Consider the following 5,875-nt stretch of genomic DNA (forward strand, 5'->3'; position numbering starts at 1 on the left):
ACGATACACCATGTTAACTATACAATAAGCGGGAAGGAGGTTTTATTGGAGAAAAAAGTTAACAGATAATAAACAAAAAATGTCAATGTCCATGAGCAAAGCTTAACGGACACTGACACTGTAGTTAATGTAAGTTATTGGCAGGTTCGAAGCTAAACCAATGATTTACACAGTTTTTAAACAAAAACTCTGTAAAGATGATAAAAAAATTGACTAAATCTTTTACTTTTTTCATGAAAGTATCAATAACTGTAATAGTTTGTTCGCTGGTGTTTTGCCAGTTATTGCTGGCTAAAACAGCAGAGAGCCAAATTTCAGCCACCCTTGTCAAAATTTCATTTGGCAAAGAAAGCCTGCAAAGCTCTATCAGTAAGCTCGAGAAGCAAACGGGCATTAAATTTTCCTATAACCCCGAAGATTTAAAGGGGTATTCCGTTAAACCCAATAAATTCAAAGAAGAAAGATTGAGCAGTGTGCTTAATTATTTATTTTCTAAAACCCAACTTACTTTTAAAGAAATTAACGATGGTATTGTAATTTATGAGAAAACAGCATCATTAAAAACAAGTTTAACAACCAATGAAATTAATGGGCCGAATATAAATAATGTATCTGCCGATATTACAATTACAGGTAAGGTGTCGGATGCAAATGGTTCGTTACCTGGTGTTTCTGTAGTGATTGAAGGTAGCACTAAGGGCGTTATTACTAATACAAATGGCGATTATGCGCTTAAAGCGGCCCCGGATGCCACACTTGTATTTTCTTCTATCGGGTATAAAACACAAAAGGTAGCCGTAAACAATCAAACGGTTATTAATGTAACCATGACAAGCGACCTGAAATCACTAAGTGATGTAATAGTAGTTGGTTATGGTGTTCAGAAAAAATCAGATATAACAGGTTCAATAGTTTCTGTTAATGAACAGGCACTTCGCGACATTCCGGCCGCAAATATAGGCCAGGCGTTACAGGGGCAGGCTGCCGGTGTTGATATTCAAAAAAGTGGAGGTAATAATCATCCAGGTGCATCACCCTCTATTTTAATTAGGGGAACCCGGTCAAAAAATGCTTCAAATGCTCCTTTGATTGTAGTTGATGGTCTTCCTTTTAATGGGAGCCTTAATGATATAAACCCGGATGATATCACTTCTTTAGAAGTGTTAAAGGATGCTTCTTCAACTGCTATTTATGGTTCGAGGGGTGCTAACGGTGTTTTGTTGGTTTCTACCCGCCGGGGCAAAAAAGGCGGCCCGGTTATATCCTACAGTGGTTATGCCGGTTATAACCAACCATTGGGGCATTATAATATTATGAATGGCCCGCAATTTACAGACCTGAAAAAATGGGGCCTTATTAACGGAAACCCTGGTAAATATACAGGGCTCGATGATCCGAAGTTTTTAACAGATGGCTCTTTTGCCCCTCAGGAGGTAACATCCATTAATACCGGGCGCAGTACCGATTGGCAGAATCTTATCTATAGAAACGGTTTTGTAACTGATCATCAGTTAGGTGTTACAGGTGGGAGCGAACTAACCCAATATGCCATTTCGGGAGGGTATTATAATGAAACAGGCATTTATTTCGGCCAGTCTTTTGCACGTTACTCCATTAAGCTTAGTATCGATCAGCAATTAGGTAAATATGTTAAAGTTGGTTTAAGCAGCCTGAACACATTGAGTTATACCAACGGCGAAAATGCCAACCCGCTTGGCCAGGCCTTAAGGGCAAGCCCGCTTTCAACTCCATATGATGATGCTACCGGCAAACTGGTAGGTTTTACAGCCGGAAGCGCTAACCAGGTATGGAATCCCCTTGCTAATTTTGTTCCGAATGCGGTTGTTGAAACCCGGAAAAGATTTGGAACTTTTACTACACTATATGCGGAAGCCAATCTTGCACCGGGCTTAAAATACAGGTTTAATGGTGGTGCCGAAATACGGCCCGATGTATACGGAAACTTTTATGCCGGCGCCACAACCAACAACCTTGGCGGAGCATCAACCGCAACTAACCAAAGTACTTACAGCTATAACTACACGCTTGAAAATATATTAACTTACGATAAAGTAATTGCACAAAAGCACCATATAAACTTTACGGGGTTATACAGTTTGCAGGAAAGTCAGTCGCAATATAACTCGTTTAGTTACAATAATATTTTATCAGATGGTATTCAGTATTTTAATCCGCAATACGGATCCAATTTAAGCGGCACAGGAACATATTCCAAATGGGATATAATCTCCTATATGGCAAGGGTAAACTATGGTTATGCCAATAAATACCTGCTTACATTAACCATGCGTTCAGATGGGTCGTCCCGTTTGGCTCCGGGCAACAAATATCATGTGTTCCCTTCAGCGGCCGCTGCCTGGAATGTTACCCAGGAAAGCTTTTTAAGTGATTCGCGCGTATTATCAAACCTTAAATTACGTGTAAGCTACGGCACGGTTGGTAATACAGCAATTGATCCTTACCAAACGCTGGGTGCTTTATCATCAGTTACTTACAATTTTGGCTCTACAAACCTAACCGGCGCTTACCCAACAAGCGTCCCTAATCCTAACCTTACATGGGAATATACATCTACATTAAATGCAGGGGTTGATTTCGGCTTTTTCCAGGGGCGCATCACCGGTGCGGTTGATGCCTATCAGCAGCGTACACGGTCATTGTTGTTACCGTTGTCCTTACCGCCAACATCGGGTATTCCCAACAGTATTTTAACCAATGTGGGCCAAACACAAAATAAAGGTATCGAAATAAGCTTAAATACTATTAATATACCCGGTAATGGAAGAAATAGCTTTAGCTGGTCTACCGGTTTTAATATCACCTTTAACAGGGGTAAGGTAACCAAATTATCAAACGGTGTTACCCAGGATATCACCAACAACCTGTTCGTTGGCCAGCCCCTCGGTGCTATATTTGATTATAAAAAAACCGGCATCTGGCAAAATACGGCTGCCGATACTGCTCAGGCTAAAAGCCTGGGACTTACCACTACCGGAACCGGTTCTGTTATAGGTACCATAAAAGTAGAAGATGTAAATAAAGATGGAAAGATTAATGCCAGCGACAGGATAATACTCGGATCCGATCAGCCAAAATATACAGGTGGATTTACCAACCGGATCGGCTTTAAAGGATTTGATTTTACCGTAGTAGGAGTTTATCGGGTTGGCGGCACAATAACGTCAAGGTTATTTCAGAGCGGTGGTTTTGTCAACACTTTCCAGGGTAATTACAATAATATAAATGAGGATTACTGGACACCAACCAATCATCAAAATTATTATCCTAAGCCAAATTCTGCAGCAACCAATACGCCTTACTCGTCGTTGCTAAGCTATTTTGATGGTACTTTTCTCAAAATAAGGAGCGCTACCCTGGGTTATTATATGCCCGAATCAATAACAAAACGTATTAAGGCAAAGTCATTAAGGATATACGCTACGGCGCAAAACCCGTTTATACTTTTTTCTCCATACCGCAATACTTATCATGGTCTTGACCCCGAAACAGCAGGAAGTTTGGCCATTGATACTCCTCCTAYCAAGTCGTTTACATTCGGTATTAACATGACACTTTAAATTAAAATACGATGAAAAGGATATATATATATTTATACACCTGTTTATTTTTAGGTCTTATAACTACAGCATGTAAAAAAACATTGGTAGAAGACCCAAAATCAACTCTTACACCTGCTTTTTTTGCAACAAACCAAGGCTTCCAGGCCGGCCTCACTGCGGCTTATGCCGGATTCCGTACCATATGGGGGCCGGATACCTATTTTGAAATGACAGTACCCGGTACCGATGAGTTTATTGCCGGTAATGATGGTAATAACGGACTGGTAAAATATAACAGTAACTTTAATACAGCTGATGGTATAGTTGCAGGGATCTGGAAAAATTGCTACACCTATATCAATACCTGTAATGGGTTAATCAATAATGCCCCCGCAGGGCTTGATACAGCTACAAAATCAAGAGGTATTGCCGAGGCGAAATTTTTGCGTGCAAACTACTATTTTATCTTAGTACAGTTTTGGGGAGATGTAACGCTTAATAAAACATTTCAGGCCACCCCTACAACCTCTGCAACGCGCAGCAAAATGGCCGATGCTTATGATTTTATAATTCAGGACCTGAAAGACGCTATCGCCGTTCTTCCTGCGGGCCCGCTATCCAGCGGTGTCCTGCCGGGTAAGGCTACAAAAGCTGCTGCCATACACATGCTGGCAAAAGTTTATTTAACAAGAGCCGGTTCATCAGCCAAACAAGCAGATGATTATAAAAATGCCTATACAAATGCAATTAACTTGATCACTAATGTTGCCCCCGCAGCAGGCCTAAAGTTACAGCAGGATTTTGGAAGTGTATTTGCCGAAGGCAATGAAAGCAACAGTGAAATATTATGGACAGTACAACACACTACAACGCTGGCCTACAATGGTTCGCCTACTCAAAATAATAGCGGCCCCGATAATCTTCTGTGCCATTTATTTGCGCCGAAATATGAGGTGCAGCCAGGTATGCAGCGCAGCACGCTTTATGGACGCCCTTACATTCGTGCAGTGCCCACCCATTGGCTTACAGATACCGTATTTAAAGAAAGGGTGAATGACCAGCGTTATAAAAAAACATTTCAAACCATGTGGTTATGTAACAATGCGGCTTCTATACCTACCTGGCCTAATCCTTTGCCGGCAGGCGCCCCGGCAAGTRCACAGCCGGGCGCACCTAAATTTACTGTTGGGGATACAGCTATATGGATGCCGGGTTATGCGATGACTTCAAGCCAAATTGCCGGATATCGTTACCAGGTTATCCCGCCAAATAAATATAGCATTGCTTTGTCACCTGCCATGATCAAGTATTTTGATACCAAACGGCCAGATCAAAATTCGCCGTCCAGCAGGCCAATCATTATATACAGATTAGCCGAAACCTACTTAATTGCTGCCGAAGCATTATTGATGGATGGCCGTGCAGCTGATGCTGTGCCGTATGTAAACGCAGTGCGCGAAAGGGCTGCTTATCCGTCGGGCAATCCGGCAGCAATGGATATCACTGCTGATAAAGTTACGTTGGATTTTATTTTGGATGAGCGTTCAAGAGAACTCTGCGGCGAACTTGTACGCTGGTTGGACCTGGCCAGGACAGGTAAATTATTGGAACGCGTAAAGCTGCATAACACAGATGGTAAGAATAATATTCAACCATTTCATGTACTGCGGCCAATTCCGCAAACACAGATTGATGCTACAATTACCGGTACTCCGTACCCTCAAAACCCTGGCTGGTAAACCAGGGTTTTGAGAATAATTTAAGTGTCGACCGATAAAAACATTAAGTAACAATAAAATCCTATGAAAAAAAACAACCCAATACCGGGTATCCTTATTATTTTTCTTTTGTTTTTTCATTGCCTTGGGGCCCAGGCTGATGTTAAGTCATCTCCGGAAACATCACCTTATAACGTAAAACTTTATGGCGTAAAAGGAGATGGCAAAACCATTGATACCAAAGGGATTAATAAAGCAATAGATGCGGCGGTAACAGCTGGCGGGGGCACTGTTTACTTTCCAGCCGGCAATTATTTGTGCGGCTCTATTCATCTCAAAAGTAATATCTCTTTGTATATAGACCAGGGAGCTATAATAATTGCAGCTCCAATTGCTGATGATTCGGGTTATGATTTACCCGAAGACAAGATCGACAACAAATATCAGGATTTTGGCCACAGGCATTGGCATAACAGTTTGATATGGGGTGAAAATCTACATGATATTTCCATATTAGGTCCGGGTACCCTTTGGGGAAAAGACCTGGTACGGAGTAATAAAGGAGAAGATGACAAG

At 41.5% G+C, this 5,875-nt stretch carries 3 protein-coding genes; all 3 read left to right on the top strand.

Annotated features, from left to right (window positions below; translation table 11 throughout):
* Positions 1-233 precede the first annotated feature (233 nt).
* Entirely contained in the window at positions 234-3,599 is a 3,366-nt protein-coding gene (locus AC1DPZ_RS20525) for a SusC/RagA family TonB-linked outer membrane protein (protein WP_477406893.1), read from the top strand.
* 11 nt (positions 3,600-3,610) lie between these two features.
* Positions 3,611-5,320: a RagB/SusD family nutrient uptake outer membrane protein gene (locus AC1DPZ_RS20530; protein WP_477406895.1), complete on the top strand. Its 1,710-nt coding sequence runs from the start codon at positions 3,611-3,613 to the stop codon at positions 5,318-5,320.
* 63 nt (positions 5,321-5,383) lie between these two features.
* Positions 5,384-5,875 (top strand): glycosyl hydrolase family 28-related protein (locus AC1DPZ_RS20535; protein WP_477406897.1); only part of this gene is annotated, 492 nt, incomplete at its 3' end.

The sequence above is a fragment of the Mucilaginibacter sp. P4_G9 genome (genome assembly GCF_056400985.1).